15 protein-coding genes are annotated in these 19,212 nt (G+C 71.1%); 1 reads left to right on the top strand and 14 read right to left on the bottom strand.

Annotated features, from left to right (window positions below; genetic code table 11):
• Positions 1-2: 2 nt before the first annotated feature.
• The 4 genes from RWE79_RS23100 to RWE79_RS23085 all read right to left on the bottom strand — a co-directional run bounded on the left by RWE79_RS23100 (position 3) and on the right by RWE79_RS23085 (position 5,279).
• Positions 3-1,229: a LolA family protein gene (locus tag RWE79_RS23100; protein WP_475941968.1), complete on the bottom strand. Its 1,227-nt coding sequence runs from the start codon at positions 1,227-1,229 to the stop codon at positions 3-5.
• A gap of 299 nt (positions 1,230-1,528) precedes the next feature.
• Positions 1,529-2,551: a polyprenyl synthetase family protein gene (locus tag RWE79_RS23095; protein WP_475941967.1), complete on the bottom strand. Its 1,023-nt coding sequence runs from the start codon at positions 2,549-2,551 to the stop codon at positions 1,529-1,531.
• A 278-nt stretch (positions 2,552-2,829) separates the two neighbouring features.
• Positions 2,830-4,029 carry an FAD-dependent oxidoreductase gene (locus RWE79_RS23090; RefSeq protein ID WP_475941966.1) on the bottom strand — a complete coding sequence of 400 codons (1,200 nt, stop codon included), beginning with the start codon at positions 4,027-4,029 and terminating at the stop codon, positions 2,830-2,832.
• Positions 4,026-5,279 (bottom strand): carboxylate--amine ligase, encoded by a 1,254-nt coding sequence (locus RWE79_RS23085; RefSeq protein ID WP_475946036.1) that lies wholly within the window; start codon positions 5,277-5,279, stop codon positions 4,026-4,028. The genes RWE79_RS23090 and RWE79_RS23085 overlap by 4 nt, the downstream gene beginning before the upstream one ends.
• Before the next feature lie 477 nt (positions 5,280-5,756).
• On the opposite strand from RWE79_RS23085, the gene RWE79_RS23080 reads away from it, so the two are divergent.
• Positions 5,757-6,074, top strand: coding sequence for a LuxR C-terminal-related transcriptional regulator (locus tag RWE79_RS23080; RefSeq protein WP_475941965.1), 318 nt, complete (start codon positions 5,757-5,759; stop codon positions 6,072-6,074).
• A gap of 229 nt (positions 6,075-6,303) precedes the next feature.
• Here RWE79_RS23080 and nuoN read toward each other — a convergent pair whose 3' ends face one another.
• The 10 genes from nuoN to nuoE form a co-directional block, all read right to left on the bottom strand.
• On the bottom strand, positions 6,304-7,953 hold the full coding sequence (gene nuoN, locus RWE79_RS23075; protein ID WP_475941964.1) for an NADH-quinone oxidoreductase subunit NuoN: 1,650 nt from the start codon (positions 7,951-7,953) through the stop codon (positions 6,304-6,306).
• Positions 7,950-9,545 (bottom strand): NADH-quinone oxidoreductase subunit M, encoded by a 1,596-nt coding sequence (locus RWE79_RS23070; RefSeq protein ID WP_475941963.1) that lies wholly within the window; start codon positions 9,543-9,545, stop codon positions 7,950-7,952. The genes nuoN and RWE79_RS23070 overlap by 4 nt, the downstream gene beginning before the upstream one ends.
• A gap of 118 nt (positions 9,546-9,663) precedes the next feature.
• Positions 9,664-11,562, bottom strand: a complete 1,899-nt coding sequence (gene nuoL / locus RWE79_RS23065; RefSeq protein WP_475941962.1) for an NADH-quinone oxidoreductase subunit L — start codon at positions 11,560-11,562, stop codon at positions 9,664-9,666.
• A gap of 14 nt (positions 11,563-11,576) precedes the next feature.
• Positions 11,577-11,876 (bottom strand): NADH-quinone oxidoreductase subunit NuoK, encoded by a 300-nt coding sequence (gene nuoK / locus RWE79_RS23060; RefSeq protein ID WP_405724288.1) that lies wholly within the window; start codon positions 11,874-11,876, stop codon positions 11,577-11,579.
• The gene (locus RWE79_RS23055; protein ID WP_475941961.1) at positions 11,873-12,700 is read right to left on the bottom strand and encodes an NADH-quinone oxidoreductase subunit J; all 828 of its coding nucleotides are present in this window, start codon (positions 12,698-12,700) and stop codon (positions 11,873-11,875) included. The genes nuoK and RWE79_RS23055 overlap by 4 nt, the downstream gene beginning before the upstream one ends.
• Positions 12,697-13,305 carry an NADH-quinone oxidoreductase subunit NuoI gene (gene nuoI / locus RWE79_RS23050; RefSeq protein ID WP_475941960.1) on the bottom strand — a complete coding sequence of 203 codons (609 nt, stop codon included), beginning with the start codon at positions 13,303-13,305 and terminating at the stop codon, positions 12,697-12,699. The genes RWE79_RS23055 and nuoI overlap by 4 nt, the downstream gene beginning before the upstream one ends.
• Complete coding sequence (gene nuoH, locus RWE79_RS23045) at positions 13,298-14,638, bottom strand: NADH-quinone oxidoreductase subunit NuoH (protein ID WP_475941959.1); 1,341 nt, start codon at positions 14,636-14,638, stop codon at positions 13,298-13,300. Before nuoH ends, nuoI begins: the two co-directional genes overlap by 8 nt.
• Positions 14,635-17,112: an NADH-quinone oxidoreductase subunit G gene (locus RWE79_RS23040; protein WP_475941958.1), complete on the bottom strand. Its 2,478-nt coding sequence runs from the start codon at positions 17,110-17,112 to the stop codon at positions 14,635-14,637. Before RWE79_RS23040 ends, nuoH begins: the two co-directional genes overlap by 4 nt.
• Complete coding sequence (gene nuoF, locus RWE79_RS23035; RefSeq protein ID WP_475946034.1) at positions 17,109-18,440, bottom strand: NADH-quinone oxidoreductase subunit NuoF; 1,332 nt, start codon at positions 18,438-18,440, stop codon at positions 17,109-17,111. Before nuoF ends, RWE79_RS23040 begins: the two co-directional genes overlap by 4 nt.
• Before the next feature lie 2 nt (positions 18,441-18,442).
• Positions 18,443-19,207, bottom strand: coding sequence for an NADH-quinone oxidoreductase subunit NuoE (gene nuoE, locus RWE79_RS23030; protein WP_475941957.1), 765 nt, complete (start codon positions 19,205-19,207; stop codon positions 18,443-18,445).
• Positions 19,208-19,212: the final 5 nt, after the last annotated feature.

Raw genomic sequence — 19,212 nt, 5'->3', positions numbered from 1 at the left:
GCCTACTTGCCCGTATTCGCGGCCTTGATCAGCGCGTCCTGGTCGACCGCGCCGACGTACACCGTGCCGCTGTCGGTGATCAGGGCGTTGACCAGGCGGGTGCTGACGAGGGTGCCCGAGCCGAAGTCACCCTTGACCGTCTTGCCGAAGCCGCTGACCAGGGACAGGGCGGAGCCGGCGCCGCTGTCCTTGTCCTTGTCCGTGTCCTTGGGCAGCTTCAGCTCGGCGACCGAGTCCCAGCCGCTGCCGATCACGTCGAGGCCGGACAGGGCGTCGTGCTTCGCGTTGAGCCCGCTCGTCGCCGCCTTCTCCGTCTTGGCCGCCCGGGCCGCCTTCGCCGCCTTCTCCGCTTCCGCCGCCTTCTCCGTGGTCACCTTGGCGCCCTTGGGCGGGGTGAAGCGGAAGGTGCCGGCCGCCGGCTTGGCGAAGTCCACCTTCAGGAAGCCGATGTCGACCGCCGGCTTGCCGCTGCCCTTGGGGGTGAGCGTGAACTTCAGCGGCACCCCGGTGTCCGAGTCGACCGCGATCCGGATGCCGCCGACCGTCGAGCCGGCCTGCTCGGGCTTGATGAGCAGCTCGTACGCGTCCCGCCCGGCGACCTTCGCGGTGCCGTCGACGGTGACCGACGTGGTGCCGTCGACCGCCTTCAGCGCCTGCTCGGCTGCCTCCCGCGGGGTGAGCGAGGAGGTGAACCGGTCCGCGGCGGAACGGTCCGCGGCGTCCTTGGGGAGGGTCGCGTGATAGGCCTGGTTGCTGCCGCTGTCGTACGCCCAGACCTGGCGGCCGTTGTGGATGACGCTGTACTCGGCGGCGTCCTGGACGATCGAGATCTTCTGCCGGTCCGGGCCGTCGGCCGCGACATGCAGGGTGTGCGAGCCCAGCAGCAGCTGCGTGAGCTGCTGCTCGGGGTCGGCGCTGCCGCCGCCCTTGCCGCCCGTACCGCCCAGGGCGCCGAGGGCGCCCGTGCCGGTGGTCGCCAGGGCCGGCAGTCCGAAGTCCGTGCTGACCTTCACGGAGCCGGAGATGGTCTGCGTGTCGGAGGCGGCGATCTTCTCGATCAGCTTCTTCGCGGATATCTCCGGCAGGTCGGGACTGCCCGCGCCGCTCGCGAGCGCCGGTACGAGTCCAATGGTCGCCGCCGCCACGCCCGCTGCCAGGACGGGGACGGCGTAACGCATCGCCTTGTTGTTCCTGCGCCGGTGGTTGTTGTGGTCCTGGATGTCTGACATCGCTGTCCGTCCCTACGTCCCTCGTCAACGGCGGGCTTGCCCCATTGTGTTCTCATCAGACCAAACCCGCCAGGACAGCACATCAGCCGACGGGCGCAACCCCGCGTACGCCCCTGGGATGACCGACCCCGGGGACGTCTACGGGTTGCGCACGGCCGTGACTGCTTCCGGACGGAGAGAAACCAGGCGCGGTACGGCACGCCGGCCTCAGGGGACGCTACGGGTCGCGGGTACCGGAAGGGGCGGCTTCGCCGCACCGACGGCCGCTCACGGCCGGGGCCCGTCGGGCCGGGAGCCTTTCAGCCCGCGCGGTGGACCACCGCGTCGCACAGGCCCTCCAGGGCGAGCTTGGCAGCGCAGTGCGGCAGCGGCGCGAGGGTGGCCCGGGCCTCGGCGGCGTACCGGACGGTGTCGCGGCGGGCCTCCTCCAGCGCGGGGTGGGCCCGCAGCAGCGTCAGGGCCTCGGCGTGGCGGCCGTCGTCGCTCAGATCGCCGTCGAGCAGCTCGCGGAGCCGGCGGTCGTCCTCGGCGCCGGGGCCGCTCGTCCTCGCGGCCTGGGCCCGCAGGTGGAGCACCGGCAGCGTCGGCACGCCCTCACGGAGGTCCGTGCCGGGGGTCTTGCCCGACTCGTGGGAGTCGCTGGCGATGTCGAGGACGTCGTCGGCGAGCTGGAAGGCGATGCCGAGCCGCTCGCCGTACTGGGTGAGGATGTCGACGACCTGCTCCTCGGCGCCGGACATCATCGCGCCGAAGCGGCAGGAAACGGCGACCAGCGAGCTGGTCTTTCCGGCGAGGACGTCGAGGTAGTGCTCGATCGGGTCACGCCCGTCGCGCGGCCCCACGGTCTCCAGGATCTGGCCGGTGACCAGCCTCTCGAAGGCCTCCGCCTGGATGCGTACGGCTTCCGGACCGAGGTCGGCCAGTATGTGCGAGGCGCGCGAGAACAGGAAGTCGCCGGTCAGGACGGCCAGCGAGTTGTCCCAGCGGGCGTTGGCGCTCGGCACGCCGCGGCGCACCTCGGCCTCGTCCATCACGTCGTCGTGGTAGAGCGTCGCGAGGTGGGTCAGCTCCACCACCACCGCCGACGGCACGATCCCCGGCGCGTGCGGGTCCCCGAACTCCGCGGCGAGCATGACCAGCAGCGGCCGGAACCGCTTGCCGCCCGCCCGCACCAGGTGGCGGGCCGCCTCGGTGATGAACGGCACGTCGCTCTTGGTGGCTTCCAGCAGGCCTTCCTCGACAGCCGACAGTCCGGCCTGGACGTGGCCTTCGAGGGCCTGGTCCCGCACGCTCAGCCCGAAGGGCCCGACGACGGTCGTCACGAGGGATTCTCCTGTCGCTGAGATCGCTGCTGCGGCTACTGGCGTGTGAGGACATGGTCAAACAGATCGCTGTCCGCACGGGCAGCGTATCTGGTCGCTTCTCGATCACTGCGGGGGCATGGCCTCGTCGCCACGCTACGTCCGCTTTTGCCCCCGGTCCGCGCCACCACCCCCACGCGTGCCCTGCCCCGGTCCGGCCATGCGCCCGCGTCCGGGACGCACGAAACCCCGGCCGTTGACCCGGCCGGGGTATCGGGGCGGTGGGCGCGGGACCGGTGTCAGACGGCGGCCGCCACCGCCCTCGCCAGCCGTGGGGACGCCCATCGCGTGCCGCAGACGAAGCGCAGGACGGGCCCGAAGGTGGCGGCGGCCGGCAGGCCGGTGAAGTACAGGCCGGGGACGGAGGAGCCGAAATCGGCGCCGAGGCGCGGGGAGCCGCCGGTACGGGTCAGGGCGGCGCGCAGTTCGGGGGCGAGGCAGCCGAGCGCTTCGAGGTCGACGCGGTAGCCGGTGGCGGACAGCACATGGTCGGCGGCGAACTCGCCGGCCCGGCCGCCGGGGGCGGCGGTGGACAGCACGACCCTGCCGGAGGAGCCGTCGATCCGGGCGCCCCGCAGGGCGTGGCCGGAGGCGACCTGGACCTTGCCCGCGAAGCGCTCCCGCAGCCACCAGGCGCCCAGCGGCCCCAGCACCCGCCGTACGAGGTGGAGCCGGGCGGCGGGCGGAAGGTAGCGGAAGGCCTCGGCGTGGTAGCTGAAGGCGTACAGGGACCAGGCGCGGCCGAAGGGCGATTCGGGCCGCAGCCGGGGCTGGCGGTCGGGGGCGTCGCCGAAGCCGACCGCGTTGCGGCCCCGGGCGATCAGCCGGACCCGGGCGCCGGCCTCGGCCAGCAGGGCGGCGGACTCCAGGGCGGACTGGCCGGCGCCCACCACGATCACGTCCCGGCCGGCGAACCGCCCGAGGTCGGGGTGCTGGGAACTGTGGGAGACCGGCCCGGTGCCGGACGGGCCGTCGGGGACCAGGCCGCGCAGCGGCTGGGGAACGTACGCGAAGCCGTGCAGCCCGGTGGCGACAACCACTGCGCGGGCCCGGAACTGCTCGCCCGAGTCGAGCTTGAGGTCGAAGCCGCCGCTCCGCCGGTCGACCGAGACCACCCGCACCTGCTCCAGATCGGGCAGCAGCCGCTCCTGGAACCACTGCCCGTACCGGACGAAGGTGTCCACGGGTATCAGGTCCCAGTCGGTCACGAGCGGCTGCTCGCCCGTGTCGTGTGCGAAGTCCCGCAGGGTGTGCCCCGGCCCGGCGGCCGAGATGCTGGAGGCGGCCGGAGTGGACTTCAGGACCATGCCGGCCGGCATCTGCTCGCGCCAGCTCACCATGGGGCTGCCGAAGACCCGTACGGAGACGCCGAGCGCCCGCAGGTGAGCGGCGGTCGAGAGGCCGTAGGGACCGGCCCCGATCACAGCCACGGGTGTCATGTGCCGTCCTTTCGAAGGCGGTTCGAGCGGGTGGAGCGGGTGGAGCGGTTCGAGCGGGTGGAGCGGGTGGAGCGGTACATCTGGAGCAGATGCGCGGCGCCCGGCCGTACGAACCGGGCGAGCATCACGGCGAAGGGCTTGAGGTCGTCGCGGGCGAACCACGCCAGTTCCGTGCCGGAGGCGCGCGCCGGGGCGTGCGGGGTGGTGTAGCCGCTGCGGCGGTAGGCCAGGAGCGCGGGCAGGTCGATGTTCTCGACGACGAGGCGCCGCCCCTGGTGCTGCGGGGCGTACGGGATCCGGCGGCCGGTCAGGTCCAGGTGCTGGGCGCGGACCACGTCGATGCCGGCGGCCGACTCGAAGAGCCGGAACTGGGCGCCCATCCGGGGGTTGAAGTCGAGGAGTTTGTAGCGGCCGTCGCGGCGGTCGTAGCGCCAGTCGAGGTCGGCGATGCCCCGGAAGCCGACGGACTCGCAGAACTGGGCCGCCAGTCCGGCCAGTTCCGGATTGTCCACGCTGTACGCACAGGCCGTCATCCCGGCGTGCGGCGGCCAGGAGCGGACCTTGACGCCGGTGAAGAGCACCGGCTCGCCGGAGCCGAAGTAGACGTGGACGATCCAGTCCTCGGCGTCCTCCCGCGGCAGGTACTCCTGGAGGATCACCCCCGGCCGCTCCCCCCACCCCCGGGCCAGCTCCAGCAGTTCACGCGCGCCCGATATCCGGGTCGTGCCGCGGACCACGGGTGCCCGCCGGCGTTCGAAGGCCTCGCGGTTCTTGGCGACGACGGGAAAGCGGGCGGTGGCCGCGTAGGCCCGCACCTCCGCGTACGACTCGGGGAACGCGGCCCGCGGGGAGGGAACGCCGTACCGCGCGCACAGCTCGTGCAGCCCGCGCTTGCTGGCGAGCCGGCGGGACAGGGCCGGGTCGTCCGCACGGGGGAAGAGGAAACCCGTGGTGCCGGAGGCCAGTTCGTCGGCGTGCTCCGCGATGAGGACGGCGGCCTCCTCGTCGGTGGGGATCAGCACCGACGGCCGGCCGATGGTCCGCCCGATCCGCCGCAGCCCGGCGACCAGCCTCGCCGCCGGTTCAAGCCCTGTCGTCGGCCACACGAAGCGGCCGCGCAGATAGCGCGAAGCGGCGGCCGGCGTATGCCGGTCCTCCGTGACGGCGTACATCGGCACGCCGAGCCGCCCGAGGCTGCGGATCGCGCCCACGCCGCCGTGGTGCAGCGGATAATGGCCGATTTTCACGATCAGACCCGGTACAGCGGCATTCACCGCGAATGCGGAACTCACCACCTGTCCCACCAATGGTCACGGTATGCATGGCCCACCCCGACCATGACCAGTAAGGACGCTAAGCCCGAATTGAGCATTCCGGCAAGACTTTTACGGACATTGCGAACTCTTTAGACACTGGACGCCCGCCGGAAATCCCGTAGTGGAGCCGCCGTCGCCCCAGCTCAGGGCGGTAAGAGACCGGTACGAGGCCCCCGGCGAGGCAGGGCTCACGAGCCGGCGCCCACCCGGCGCGGAGCCCCGGCGCCGGGGCGGGGGTCCAGGGGCGGCGGTCCAGGGCGGCCGATCCGGGGACATGGACCCGGCCCCGGCCCGGTGGCGGCGGTCAAGAGGTCCGAATACAACTGGCCGAATTCCCGTTCATGGCGAATATCACCCCTCCGCGAGGACGATTTTTCGAACTAGGGTCTGCACCAGACCGGTTGACCTCGGATGTGGGGAATCATGGACGGGAATCACGGATGCCATCGCTGTGCCTCGGGGATCGGGCACTCTCGATTGCGCCTGGCCAAGGACCTGGACGCGGCACTGCCACGTGTCACGCTGCTCAGTTGCAGAGAACGGGATGTGCTCTCTTTGTTGCCGGGTGGACTGTCCAATCACGAACTTTCCCGGGCGCTGTTTATCACCGAACGAACGGCCCGTGCCCATGTCGCGAGTATCGTCCAGAAACTCGCGGTCGACTCGCGCCTTCAGGCCTGCCTCGTCGCCAGTGCCTATTACGCGCAGGACTGCCGCGAACGCCAATAGGCGCCCCCCGCACCGCCTGATGGGATGGGTCCCGTCGGCCCGATCCCGCGCGGGCCGAGGCAGGACGGGAGGACCGCGGCCCGTGGGGGGACCGCGGCCTCCCGCCTGGGGAGCGTGACCCCGGGAAGCTCCTGCAGAAAACCCCACCCGCCGGACTCGGCGGGTGGGGTTTCCCGTTGGGGCCGTCGACCCGTCGGCCCGTCGGGCCGCGGCCCGACGGCCGGGGCGGTCAGCGCACGAACACGCCCGCGTGGCCGGCCAGATCCAGGAAGTACTGCGGCGCGAGGCCGAGCACCAGCGTCACCAGGACACCGATCCCGATCGCGGCGGACGTCAGCGGCGAGGGCACCGCGACCGACGGGCCGTCCGCCTTCGGCTCGCTGAAGAACATCAGCACGATCACCCGGATGTAGAAGAAGGCCGCGATCGCGGAGGAGATCACACCGACGATCACCAGCGGCACCGCGCCGCCCTGCGCCGCCGCCTTGAAGACGGCGAACTTCCCGGCGAATCCCGAGGTCAGCGGGATACCGGCGAAGGCCAGCAGGAAGACCGCGAAGACCGCCGCGACCAGCGGTGAGCGCCGCCCCAGCCCGGCCCACCGCGACAGGTGGGTAGCCTCGCCGCCCGCGTCCCGGACCAGCGTGACCACGGCGAAGGCGCCGAGCGTCACGAAGGAGTACGCGGCCAGATAGAACAGCACCGACGACACGCCGTCCGGCGAGGTGGCGATGACGCCGGCCAGGATGAATCCGGCGTGCGCGATCGAGGAGTACGCCAGCATCCGCTTCACGTCGGTCTGGGTGACCGCGACGATCGCGCCCACCAGCATCGTCAGGATGGCCACGCCCCACAGCACCGGCCGCCAGTCCCAGCGCAGCCCCGGCAGCACCACGTACAGCAGCCGCAGCAGCGCGCCGAAGGCCGCGACCTTGGTGGCCGCCGCCATGAAGCCGGTGACCGGGGTCGGGGCGCCCTCGTAGACGTCGGGCGTCCACATGTGGAAGGGGACGGCGCCGACCTTGAAGAGCAGGCCCATGACGACCAGGGCGGCGCCGATGAGCAGCAGGGCGTCGTTGGCGGAGGAGCTTGCCAGCGCCGGGGTGAGCTTGGCGCTGCCGTCGATGACGGAGGCGATCCCGGAGTAGGTGACCGTGCCCGCGTAGCCGTAGAGCAGGGCGATGCCGAACAGCAGGAACGCCGAGGAGAAGGCGCCCAGCAGGAAGTACTTGACCGCCGACTCCTGGGACAGGACCCGCCGGCGGCGGGCCAGCGCGCACAGCAGGTACAGCGGCAGGGAGAAGACCTCCAGGGCGACGAAGAGCGTCAGCAGGTCGTTGGCGGCCGGGAAGACCAGCATGCCGCCGACCGCGAAGAGCAGCAGCGGGAAGACCTCGGTGGTGGTGAAGCCCGCCCTGACCGCCTCCTTCTCCTGCTCGCCGCCGGGGACCGCGGAGCCCTGCGCGGCGAAGGAGTCGACGTGCCGGCCGTGCGCCTTGGGGTCGAGCCGCCGCTCGGCGAAGGTGAACACACCGACGATGCCGACCAGCAGGATCGTGCCCTGCAGGAAGAGCGCCGGGCCGTCGACCGCGACCGCGCCCATGGCCGCGATGTGCGCCTTGGTGCCCGCGTAGCCGTCGGCGGCCAGCGCCACGACGGCGGCGAAGGCGGCCGCCAGGCCGAGGACGCTGACGCCGACCTGGGCGAGGTAGCGGGAGCGCCGGGGCAGGAACGCCTCGACCAGGATCCCCGCCACCGCCGCGCCGAAGACGATCAGCACCGGGGCGAGCTGGGCGTACTCGATCTTCGGGGCCTGGATCTTGTCGGCGGTGTCGGCCGCCGTTGTCCACAGGCTGTGGACAGCCGTTGTGCTGCTCACTTGGTTGCCTCCAGCGCCGGCTTGGGGTCGGTCTTGTGCACATCGGAGAGCGTCTGCCGGACCGCCGGGTTCACGATGTCGGTGACCGGCTTGGGATACACACCGAGGAAGAGCAGCAGCGCGATCAGCGGTGCCACGACGGCGAGTTCACGGATTCTCAGGTCGGGCATGCCCTCGATCCCGGCCTTCACCGGGCCGGTCATCGTCCGCTGGTAGAGGACGAGTACGTAGAGCGCGGCCAGGACGATCCCCACGGTGGCGACGATCCCGAGGGCCGGATAGCGGCTGAAGGTGCCGACCAGGACCAGGAACTCGCTGACGAAGGGCGCCAGTCCCGGCAGCGACAGGGTGGCCAGTCCGCCGATCAGGAACGTCCCGGCCAGTACCGGCGCGACCTTCTGCACCCCGCCGTAGTCCGCGATGAGGCGGGAGCCGCGGCGGGTGATCAGGAAGCCGGCCACCAGCATCAGGGCGGCCGTGGAGATCCCGTGGTTGACCATGTAGAGCGTCGCGCCGCCCTGGCCCTGGCTGGTCATCGCGAAGATGCCCAGGATGATGAAGCCGAAGTGCGAGACGGACGCGTAGGCGACCAGCCGCTTGATGTCCCGCTGTCCGACGGCCAGCAGCGCGCCGTAGATGATGCTGATCACGGCCAGCACCAGGATCACCGGCGTCGCCCACTTGCTGGCCTCCGGGAAGAGCTGGAGGCAGTAGCGGAGCATCGCGAAGGTGCCGACCTTGTCGACGACGGCGGTGATCAGCACCGCGACGGGGGCGGTGGACTCCTGCATCGCGTTGGGCAGCCAGGTGTGCAGCGGCCACAGCGGGGCCTTGACGGCGAAGGCGAAGAAGAAGCCGAGGAACAGTGCCCGTTCGGCGGTCGAGGACATGTCCAGCTTGCCCGCCGCCCGCGCCTGCAGGATCTCCTGGAGCGAGAAGGTACCGGTGCCGAGCTGGTCGGCGGTGACGGCGTACAGGCCGATCACCGCGGCCAGCATGATCAGGCCGCCGGCCAGGTTGTAGAGCAGGAACTTCACGGCCGCGTACGAGCGCTGGCGGGCCGCCTCCTCCTCGCCGGCCGCGTGGGCACGGTCCCCGAAGCCACCGATGAGGAAGTACATCGGGATGAGCATGGCCTCGAAGAAGATGTAGAAGACGAAGACGTCGGTGGCCTCGAAGGAGATCAGCACCATCGCCTCGACCAGCAGGATCAGCGCGAAGAAGCCCTGCGTCGGCCGCCAGCGGCGGTTGGGGTTCTCTTCTTCGAGCGGGTCCGCGTCATGCCAGCCGGCGGCGATGACGAACGGGACCAGCAGGGCCGTGAGCCCGATCAGCGCGACCGCGATGCCGTCGACCCCGAGTTCGTAGCGGACCCCGAAGTCCGCGATCCAGGCGTGCGACTCGGTGAGCTGGTAGCGCGCCCCACCGGGGTCGAACCGTACGACCACGAGGGCGGCCAGCACCAGTGTCGCCAGCGAGAAGCCCAGCGCGAGCCATTTGGCACCGGCCCGCTTCGCCGCCGGGACGGCGGCCGTGGCGATCGCGCCGAGCGCCGGGAGGGCGGCGGTCGCCGTGAGGAGAGGAAAGGACATCACGCCACCGTCCTGATCGGCTCCGGCCGCTCCCCGGCCGTACGGCCGGGCACGGAGGGGGCATTGTGGGCCTCGGGTGCCCCGTGAGCGCTGTGGGCGCTGTGGAGACGGACCGTCATCACGCGACCCCCCGCATCAGCAGGGTGGCGGCCACGAGGACCACGGTGCCGCCCAGCATGGAGACCGCGTAGCTGCGTACGTATCCGTTCTGCAGCCGCCGCATCCGTCCGGACAGGCCGCCCACCGAGGCGGCGGTGCCGTTGACGACGCCGTCGACCACGGTGTGGTCCACGTAGACGAGGCTGCGGGTCAGATGCTCGCCGCCGCGCACCAGCACCACATGGTTGAAGTCGTCCTGGTACAGGTCGCGGCGGGCGGCGCGGGTCAGCAGGCCGCCCCGCGGGGCGACGGCGGGGACCGGCCGGCGTCCGTACATCAGCCAGGCCAGGGCCACACCGATGACGAGGACGACCATGGTGCCCGCGGTGACCGTGCCCGCGCTCAGCGGCGAGTGGCCCTCCTCGTGGCCGGTGACGGGCTCCAGCCAGTGCAGGAAGGACGAGTTGAGACTGAACAGGCCACCGGCGAAGACCGACCCGAAGGCCAGCACGATCATCGGGACGGTCATGGTCTTCGGCGACTCGTGCGGGTGCGGCCGGTGGCCGTCGGCGTCCGGCTCCCAGCGCTTCTCGCCGAAGAAGGTCATCAGCATCACGCGGGTCATGTAGAACGCCGTGATGGCCGCGCCCAGCAGGGTGGCCGCGCCCAGGATCCAGCCCTCGGTGCCGCCCTTGGCGAAGGCGGCCTCGATGATCTTGTCCTTGGAGAAGAAGCCGGACAGGCCCGGGAAGCCGATGATCGCCAGATAGCCGAGGCCGAAGGTGACGAAGGTGACCGGCATGTACGTGCGCAGGCCGCCGTAACGCCTCATGTCGACCTCGTCGTTCATGCCGTGCATGACGGATCCGGCGCCGAGGAAGAGGCCCGCCTTGAAGAAGCCATGGGTGACCAGGTGCATGATCGCGTACACATAGCCGATCGGGCCCAGGCCGGCCGCCAGCACCATGTAGCCGATCTGCGACATCGTCGAGCCGGCCAGCGCCTTCTTGATGTCGTCCTTGGCGCAACCGACGATCGCACCGAAGAGCAGCGTGACCGCGCCGACCGTGACGACCACGGTCTGCGCGTCGGGCGCCGCGTCGAAGATCGCACCGGAGCGGGTGATCAGGTAGACGCCGGCGGTCACCATGGTCGCCGCGTGGATCAGGGCCGAGACCGGGGTCGGGCCCTCCATCGCGTCGCCGAGCCAGGACTGCAGCGGCACCTGGGCGGACTTGCCGCAGGCGGCCAGCAGCAGCATGAGGCCGATGCCGGTGAGGACTCCCTGGCCCGCCTTGTCCGCCGCTCCGAGGACCGGCCCGAAGGAGAAGGTCCCGAAGGTGGTGAACATCAGCATGATCGCGATCGACAGGCCCACGTCACCGACACGGTTGACGAGGAAGGCCTTCTTCGCCGCCGTCGCCGCGCTGGGCTTGTGCTGCCAGAAGCCGATCAGCAGGTACGAGGCGAGACCGACACCCTCCCAGCCGACGTACAGCAGAAGGTAGTTGTCGGCGAGGACCAGCAGCAGCATCGCCGCGAGGAAGAGGTTGAGGTAGCCGAAGAAGCGGCGCCGCCGCTCGTCGTGCTCCATGTAGCCGACCGAGTAGATGTGGATCAGTGTGCCCACACCGGTGATCAGCAGGACGAAGGTCATCGACAGCTGGTCGAGACGGAAGGCGACGTCCGCCTGGAAGCCACCGACCGGCACCCAGGTGAACAGGTGCGAGGTCAGCGTCCGGTCGTCGCCGGAGCGGCCCAGCATGTCGGCGAAGAGGACGGCTCCGATGACGAAGGAGGCGCCCGCCAGCAGGCAGCCGAGCCAGTGGCCCGTGCGGTCCAGCCTGCGGCCGCCGGTCAGCAGCACACCGGCGCCCAGCAGCGGGGCCAGGACGAGCAGTCCGATCAGGTTCTCCACAGTGTCGCTACCCCTCAGAGCTTCATCAGGCTGGCGTCGTCGACCGAGGCCGAGTGGCGGGAGCGGAAGATCGTCACGATGATCGCCAGCCCCACGACCACCTCGGCGGCGGCGACGACCATCGTGAAGAACGCGATGATCTGGCCGTCCAGGTTGCCGTGCAGCCGGGAGAAGGTGACGAACGCCAGGTTGGAGGCGTTCAGCATCAGCTCGACGCACATGAAGACGACGATCGCGTTGCGCCGGATCAGCACCCCGGCCGCGCCGATGGTGAACAGCAGCGCCGACAGGTACAGGTAGTTGACCGGATTCACTTGCCGACCTCCTTCACTGACGCCTTGCGGCCGAGCCGGCGGGCCGTACGCCGCTCCAGCTCGGCCAGGTCGTTGAGCGCCTCGGCCGACACGTCACGCACCTGGCCACGGGCCCGCAGCGTGTCGCTGACCGACAGCGCCGCCGGCGTGCCGTCCGGCAGCAGGCCGGGGATGTCCACCGCGTTGTGCCGGGCGTACACACCCGGCGCGGGCAGCGGCGGGACCTGCGTGCCCGTACGGACCCGCTGCTCGGCGAGTTCGCGCTGGGTGTGACGGCGCTCGGTGCGCTCGTGGTGGGTCAGGACCATCGCGCCGACGGCGGCGGTGATCAGCAGCGCGCCGGTGATCTCGAAGGCCCAGACGTACTTGGTGAAGATCAGGGCCGCCAGGCCCTCCACATTGCCGCCCGCGTTGGCCTGGCCCAGCCCGGTGAAGGAGCCGAGCGAGGCGTTGCCGATCCCGGCGACGAGCAGCACGCCGAAGCCGATGCCGCAGAGCGCGGCCAGCCAGCGCTGCCCCTTGAGGGTCTCCTTGACCGAGTCGGCGGCGGTGATGCCGACCAGCATGACCACGAAGAGGAAGAGCATCATGATCGCGCCGGTGTAGACCACGATCTGCACGATGCCCAGGAAGTACGCGCCCTGCGCCAGATAGAAGACCGCCAGGACGATCATCGTGCCGGCGAGCGACAGCGCGCTGTGCACCGCCTTCTTCATCAGTACGGTGCCGAGCGCGCCCAGCAGCGCCACGGTGCCGAGCACCCAGAACTGGACCGCCTCGCCGGTGGAGGTGGTGTAGGCGGCGGTGGCGAGACTGCTCATCATGCCTGCACCTCCTCGGAGGTTGTGTTCGTGGCGTTCGTGGCGTTCTCGTCAGGCTTCTCGCCCCGGGAGACCGCCACCTGGCGCTCGGTGCCGGGGGCGGCCTCGGTGACCAGACCCCGGTAGTAGTCCTGCTCGTCCGTCCCGGGGAAGATCGAGTGCGGGCTCTCGACCATGCCCTCTTCGAGGCCGGCGAGCAGCTGCTCCTTGGTGAAGATCAGCGACTCACGGCTGCTGTCGGCGAGTTCGTACTCGTTGGTCATCGTCAGCGCCCGCGTCGGGCACGCCTCGATGCACAGCCCGCACAGGATGCAGCGGGCGTAGTTGATCTGGTAGACGCGGCCGTAGCGCTCGCCCGGGGAGTAGCGCTCCTCCTCGGTGTTGTCCGCGCCCTCGACGTAGATGGCGTCGGCCGGACAGGCCCAGGCGCACAGTTCGCAGCCCACGCACTTCTCCAGCCCGTCCGGATGACGGTTGAGCTGGTGGCGGCCGTGGAACCGGGGCGCGGTCGGCTTCTTCTCCTCCGGGTACTGCTCGGTCAGCCGCTTCTTGAACATGGCCTTGAAGGTCACGCCGAAGCCCGCGACCGGCCCGAGGAACTCAGGCATCGTCGGCCTCCTTGCCTACGAGTTGACGTTCCGCGCGCGACGCGCGCCGGGGGACCGGCGGCAGCGTCTGCCCCGGCAGCGGCGGCACGGGGAACCCGCCCGCCAACGGGTCGAACTCCGGTGGCGGCGCCGACTTCCCGGCCGCCTCCCGCTGCTTGTCCTCGCGGTCCCGGAAGACGTCGACCACGAGCGAGACCAGCAGGACGAGTACGACCGCCCCGCCGACGTAGAGCAGGATCTGCTGGAAGCCGTAGTTCTCGTTGCGCAGCGCGCGCACGGTGGCGACCAGCATCAGCCACACCATCGAGACCGGGATCAGGACCTTCCAGCCCAGCTTCATCAGCTGGTCGTAACGGACCCGGGGCAGCGTGCCGCGCAGCCAGATGAAGAAGAACAGCAGCAGCTGCACCTTCACCACGAACCACAGCATCGGCCACCAGCCGTGGTTGGCGCCCTCCCAGAAGGTGCTGATGGGCCACGGGGCCCGCCAGCCGCCCAGGAAGAGGGTGGTCGCGACCGCCGAGACCGTCACCATGTTGACGTACTCGGCGAGCATGAAGAGCGCGAACTTGATCGACGAGTACTCGGTGTTGAAGCCGCCGACCAGATCGCCCTCGGACTCGGGCATGTCGAAGGGCGCGCGGTTGGTCTCGCCGACCATGGTGCCGATGTAGATGATGAAGGACACCGGCAGCAGCAGGATGTACCAGCGGTCCTGCTGCGAGGCGACGATCTGCGAGGTGGACATCGAGCCGGAGTAGAGGAACACCGAGGCGAAGGCCACGCCCATCGCGATCTCGTACGAGATCATCTGGGCGCACGAGCGCAGACCGCCGAGCAGCGGGTACGTCGAGCCCGACGACCAGCCGGCGAGGACGATGCCGTAGATGCCGATCGAGGCCGTGGCCAGGATGTAGAGGATGCCGATCGGGAGGTCGGTCAGCTGCATCGCGGTGCGGTGGCCGAAGATCGACACCTGGTTGTCCGCCGGGCCGAAGGGGATCACCGCGATCGCCATGAAGGCGGGGATCGCGGCGATGATCGGCGCGAGCACATAGACGACCTTGTCGGCGCGCTTGACGATCAGGTCTTCCTTGAGCATCAGCTTGATGCCGTCGGCGAGCGACTGGAGCATGCCCCAGGGGCCGTGCCGGTTGGGGCCGATGCGCAGCTGCATCCAGGCGACGACCTTGCGCTCCCAGACGATCGAGAACAGCACGGTCAGCATCAGGAACGCGAAGCAGAAGACCGCCTTGACGGCGACCAGCCACCAGGGGTCGGTGCCGAAGGTCGAGAGGTCCTCGGCGGCGAGCACATACGTGGACGCGGTCATGCCGTCACCTCCGACTGGACGGCGCCGACCCGGACGACCTGGCCGGGGACGGCACCCGTGTCGGACGCCACTCCCCCGCCGGCCGAGTTGAGCGGCACCCAGACCACCTGGTCCGGCATGGCCGTGATCTGGAGCGGGAGCCGTACGGACCCGGCGGGGCCGCTGACCTCCACCACCTGGCCCTGGGCCAGCCCGGCACCCGCGGCCGTGGCGGCCGACAGCCGGACGACCGCGGGGTGCCGGGTGCCGGCGAGCGCTTCGTCGCCGTCCTGGAGGCGGCCCTGGTCGAGCAGCAGCCGGTGGCCGGCGAGGACGGCCTCGCCGCGGCCCGGCCGGGGCAGCGATCCGGCGGACTCCAGTGGCGGCGAGGCGTGCGGCCCCTCGTAGGGAGCCAGGCGCGACAGTTCGGCGCGGGCTGCCCTTACGTCCGCCAGGCCGAGGGCCACGTCCATCGCGTCGGCCAGCATGGTCAGCACGCGGGCGTCCGGCATCTGGAGCCGGGTGACGGCCTGGTCGGGTTTGAGCGCGGCCTCGAAGAGCCGGGCCCGGCCCTCCCAGTTCAGGAACGTGCCGGCCTTCTCGGCGACCGCGGCGACCGGCAGGACCACGTCGGCCCGGTCGGTGACCTCGCTGGGCCGCTGTTCGAGGCTGACGACGAAGCCGGCCGTGTCCAGCGCCCTGCGGGCCAGTGCGGGATCGGGCAGGTCGGCCACCTCGACCCCGCCGACGAGCAGCGAGGTCAGGTCGCCCTTGGTGACGGCGGTGAGGATCTCGTCGGTGCCCCGGCCGAAGCGGTGGGGCAGCAGGTCGATGCCCCAGACCTGGGCGACCTCGTCGCGGGCCCGGGGGTCGGTGACCGGGCGTCCGCCGGGCAGCAGCCCGGGCAGGGCGCCGGCCTCGACCGCGCCGCGTTCACCGGCGCGGCGCGGGATCCACCCGAGTGTCGCCCCGCTGACGGCGGCGAACCGGATGGCGGCGGTCAGCGCGCCGGGGACGGCGGCCAGCCGTTCGCCGACCAGGATCACCGCGCCGTCGGCGCGCAGCGCCTCGGCGGCCCGCCGGCCCGGCTCGTCCAGTCCGGTGCCGTCCGCCAGCGCGTTCAGCCACTCCGGTTCGGTGCCGGGTGCGGCCGGCAGCAGGATGCCGCCCGCCTTCTCCAGGCCCCGGGTGGCGAACGGCGCCAGTGCCCAGGCCTGCCGGCGGCCCGAGCGGTGGGCCTTGCGCAGCCGGAGGAAGACGCCGGGCGCCTCCTCCTCGGTCTCCAGGCCGACCAGCAGTACGGCCGGTGCGGCCTCCAGCAGCCGGTAGGTGACCCCCTGACCGTCCAGGTCGCGTCCGCGTCCGGCGACGGCCGCCGCCAGGAACTCGGCCTCCTCGGCCGAGTGCGTACGGGCCCGGAAGTCCACGTCGTTGGTGTCCAGGACGACCCGGGCGAACTTGGCGTAGGCGTAGGCGTCCTCCACCGTCAGCCGGCCGCCGGGCAGGACGCCGGTGCGGCCCCGGGCGAGCCCGCGGGCCGCGGCGTCCAGCGCCTCGGGCCAGCTCGCCGGCTCCAGTTCACCGGTGTCCGCGTTGCGCACCAGCGGGTGGGTCAGCCGCTCGGGCCGCTGCGCGTAGCGGAAACCGAAGCGGCCCTTGTCGCAGATCCACTCCTCGTTGACCTCGGGGTCGTCGGCGGCGAGCCGCCGCATGACCTTGCCGCGCCGGTGGTCGGTGCGGGTGGCGCAGCCGCCCGCGCAGTGCTCGCAGACGCTCGGCGACGAGACGAGGTCGAAGGGCCGGGACCGGAAGCGGTAGGCCGCCGAGGTGAGCGCCCCGACCGGGCAGATCTGGATGGTGTTGCCGGAGAAGTACGACTGGAAGGGATCGCCCTCGCCGGTGCCGACCTGCTGGAGGGCGCCGCGTTCCACGAGGTCGATGAAGGGGTCGCCGGCGATCTGCTGCGAGAAGCGGGTGCAGCGCGCGCAGAGCACGCAGCGCTCCCGGTCGAGCAGCACCTGGGTGGAGATCGGCACCGGCTTGGCGTACGTCCGCTTGCGGCCCTCGAAGCGGGTGTCGGCCTGGCCGGCGCTCATCGCCTGGTTCTGGAGCGGGCACTCGCCGCCCTTGTCGCAGACGGGGCAGTCCAGCGGGTGGTTGATGAGCAGCAGCTCCATCACCCCGCGCTGGGCCTTCTCGGCGACGCCGGAGGTGAGCTGGGTCCTGACCACCATCCCGTCGGTGCAGGTGATGGTGCAGGACGCCATCGGCTTGCGCTGGCCCTCGACCTCGACGATGCACTGCCGGCAGGCGCCGACCGGGTCGAGCAGCGGGTGGTCGCAGAAGCGCGGGATCTCGATGCCCAGCAGTTCGGCGGCCCGGATCACCAGCGTGCCCTTGGGTACCGAGAGCGCGATGCCGTCGATGGTGACGGACACCAGGTTCTCGGGTGGTACCGCCGCCTCTCCGGAGGGGGCGTTGGTGGTGACGGTCACGCGTTCACCTCCAGGTGAGACTTGTCGGCCCACACCGTGGACTTGGACGGGTCGAAGGGGCACACGCCCCGCTCGATGTGCTCCTCGTACTCCGCGCGGAAGTACTTCAGGGAGGAGAAGATCGGGCTGGCGGCGCCGTCGCCGAGGGCGCAGAAGGACTTGCCGTTGATGTTGTCGGCGATGTCGTAGAGCTTGTCGAGGTCGGACAGGCGCCCGCCGCCGCTCTCGATCTCGCGGAGCAGCTGGACCAGCCAGTACGTGCCCTCACGGCAGGGTGTGCACTTGCCGCAGGACTCGTGGGCGTAGAACTCGGTCCACCGGGTGACGGCCCGCACCACGCAGGTCGTCTCGTCGAAGCACTGCAGCGCCTTGGTGCCGAGCATGGACCCGGCGGCGCCGACGCCCTCGTAGTCCAGCGGGACGTCCAGGTGCTCGTCGGTGAACATCGGGGTCGAGGAGCCGCCCGGGGTCCAGAACTTGAGCCGGTGGCCGGGGCGGATGCCGCCGCTGATGTCGAGCAGCTGGCGCAGCGTGATGCCGAGCGGGGCCTCGTACTGGCCGGGGTTGGCGACATGGCCGGACAGGGAGTAGAGCGTGAAGCCGGGGGACTTCTCGCTCCCCATCGAGCGGAACCACTCCTTGCCGCGGACCAGGATGGCGGGGACCGAGGCGATGGACTCGACGTTGTTGACGACGGTCGGGCAGGCGTACAGGCCCTCGACCGCCGGGAAGGGCGGCCGCAGCCGGGGCTGGCCGCGCCGGCCCTCCAGCGAGTCCAGCAGTGCCGTCTCCTCGCCGCAGATGTACGCGCCCGCGCCGGCGTGGACGGTCAGTTCCAGGTCGAAGCCGGTGCCCTGGATGTCCTTGCCGAGGTAGCCGGCCCGGTAGGCCTCGGCGACGGCGTGGTGCAGCCGGCGCAGGACGGGGACGGTCTCGCCGCGCAGGTAGATGAAGGCGTGGTTGGAGCGGATCGCGTGGCAGGCGATGACGATGCCCTCGATCAGCGCGTGCGGGTTGGCGAAGAGCAGCGGGATGTCCTTGCAGGTGCCGGGCTCCGACTCGTCCGCGTTGACGACCAGGTAGTGCGGCTTGCCGTCACCCTGCGGGATGAACTGCCACTTCATGCCGGTGGGGAAGCCGGCGCCGCCCCGGCCGCGCAGCCCGGCGTCCTTGACGAAGGCGATGACGTCGTCCGGCGCCATGGCCAGCGCCTTGCGCAGCCCTTCGTACCCCTGGTGGCGGCGGTAGGTCTGCAGGGTCCAGGACTGCGGATCGTCCCAGAACGCCGACAGTACGGGCGAGAGCAGCTTCTCCTCGGAGTCGACCATGGTCACAGCTCCTCCTCGCCGTCTGTCGCGGCCGGGCGGGCCTGCGGTGCCTCGTCCTGCGACGGCGGCGAGGGCTGCCGCGGTACGCCCGTTCCGGCGCCCGGGAGGGACTCGCCGCGGGCCAGCCGGAGTCCGGCGAGCGAGGCGTGTCCGGCGCCGCCGGTGGCCTCGACCGCGCCGGGGCGCTCGTCGGGGAACCCGGCGAGAATCCTGGACGTTTCCTTGTATGTGCACAGCGGGGCGCCCCGGGTCGGCTCCACGGTGCGTCCGGCGCGCAGGTCGTCGACGATCTGCTTGGCGGAGGCGGGTGTCTGGTTGTCGAAGAACTCCCAGTTGACCATCACCACCGGGGCGAAGTCGCAGGCCGCGTTGCACTCGATGTGCTCCAGCGTGACCTTGCCGTCCTGGGTGGTCTCGCCGTTGGCGACGCCCAGGTGCTGCTTGAGCTCGTCGAAGATGGCGTCGCCGCCCATGACGGCGCACAGCGTGTTGGTGCAGACCCCGACCTGGTAGTCGCCGCTGGGCCGGCGGCGGTACATGGAGTAGAAGGTCGACACCGCGGTGACCTCGGCGGTGGTCAGGTCGAGCAGTTCGGCGCAGAAGCGGACGCCGGTGCGGGTGACGTACCCCTCCTCGGCCTGTACGAGGTGCAGCAGCGGCAGCAGGGCCGAACGCTCGCCGGGGTAGCGGGCGATGATCTCGCGGGCGTCGGCCTCCAGCCGCTGCCGTACGTCGGCCGGATAGTCCGGCGCGGGAAGCTGGGGCATGCCCA

It is taken from the genome of Streptomyces sp. RLA131, assembly GCF_056270125.1.
Note: the sequence above shows the minus strand (reverse complement) of the source record. Positions and strands in the feature narration are given on the sequence as shown.

Coding starts and splice junctions, on each gene's coding strand:
- RWE79_RS23070 (WP_475941963.1), bottom strand. CDS start 9,545: ATGTCCTTTCCTCTCCTCACGGCGACCGCCGCCCTCCCGGCGCTCGGC.
- RWE79_RS23090 (WP_475941966.1), bottom strand. CDS start 4,029: ATGACACCCGTGGCTGTGATCGGGGCCGGTCCCTACGGCCTCTCGACC.
- RWE79_RS23080 (WP_475941965.1), top strand. CDS start 5,757: ATGTGGGGAATCATGGACGGGAATCACGGATGCCATCGCTGTGCCTCG.
- nuoH (WP_475941959.1), bottom strand. CDS start 14,638: ATGACCGCGTCCACGTATGTGCTCGCCGCCGAGGACCTCTCGACCTTC.
- nuoE (WP_475941957.1), bottom strand. CDS start 19,207: ATGCCCCAGCTTCCCGCGCCGGACTATCCGGCCGACGTACGGCAGCGG.
- nuoF (WP_475946034.1), bottom strand. CDS start 18,440: ATGGTCGACTCCGAGGAGAAGCTGCTCTCGCCCGTACTGTCGGCGTTC.
- nuoI (WP_475941960.1), bottom strand. CDS start 13,305: ATGCCTGAGTTCCTCGGGCCGGTCGCGGGCTTCGGCGTGACCTTCAAG.
- RWE79_RS23055 (WP_475941961.1), bottom strand. CDS start 12,700: ATGATGAGCAGTCTCGCCACCGCCGCCTACACCACCTCCACCGGCGAG.
- RWE79_RS23100 (WP_475941968.1), bottom strand. CDS start 1,229: ATGTCAGACATCCAGGACCACAACAACCACCGGCGCAGGAACAACAAG.